The sequence below is a fragment of the Pseudomonas sp. EL_65y_Pfl2_R96 genome, assembly GCF_963970905.1.
Classification (GTDB): Bacteria; Pseudomonadota; Gammaproteobacteria; order Pseudomonadales; family Pseudomonadaceae; genus Aquipseudomonas.
The window spans coordinates 1-699 of sequence record NZ_CAXAQH010000127.1 but is presented as its reverse complement, the minus strand read 5'-3'; the positions used below and the strand labels follow the sequence as shown (position 1 = coordinate 699).

At 67.2% G+C, this 699-nt stretch carries 1 protein-coding gene; it reads right to left on the bottom strand.

Annotated features, from left to right (window positions below; all coding sequences use genetic code 11):
* Window positions 1-652: hypothetical protein (locus tag AACY49_RS29795; RefSeq protein WP_339527774.1), on the bottom strand; the 652-nt coding region annotated here is incomplete at its 3' end.
* Window positions 653-699: the final 47 nt, after the last annotated feature.

Genomic DNA, 699 nt, shown 5'->3' with positions numbered 1-699 from the left:
CGTGCCACGCGTCGAACCCGGCCGCGCGCACCGCCCGCGTGTCATGCGCTTGCGGCAGGCCCCATTTTTCCAGCTTGCCGATCGATGCGCCTGCCGCATTGGCGCGCGTGCGCAACATCTCGAACGTGCGTTCGACCGCATCGGACAATTGCCGCGCGCTCGCCGATCCGCTGTCCTCGCCGAAACGCTCGCGCACGAGCTGCTCCAGCCCGGCCTTGTCACGCACTTCGCCCAGGACGCCCGTGTGATGCTTCGCCAGCACTTCGGACATCATCGCATGGCTGCGCGCCCGGATCGCGCGCCTGCGCCCCTCTACGCTCGAATACACCGCATTCGGGTCGGGCGCGAACATCGCCACCGCTGCCTTGGGGTCGATCGGCCCGCCGCCCCGACCGCCGCCATAGGTCTCCATATTCTTGAGCGCGCCCTTTTGCGCCTGCACCTGGGCAAGCGCCACGCGCCGCTTACGGATCGCCTCTGCCTCAAGCGCTTTCAACGTGGCATCGGTTGCCATCGCCGCCGCCGCCTGGTCGCCAAACTGGCGGCGGAATTGCTGCTCAAGCTCCCCATAGAGCCCAGCCATTTCGCGGCCCTTTTCGGGCGTGATTTCCCCACGCTCGACCATGCCGGGGATGCAGCGGTCCAGGCTCATAGACAGTTCCTCGCCGCCTTGATTGCCGCATCATCCGCGTCGAGTTC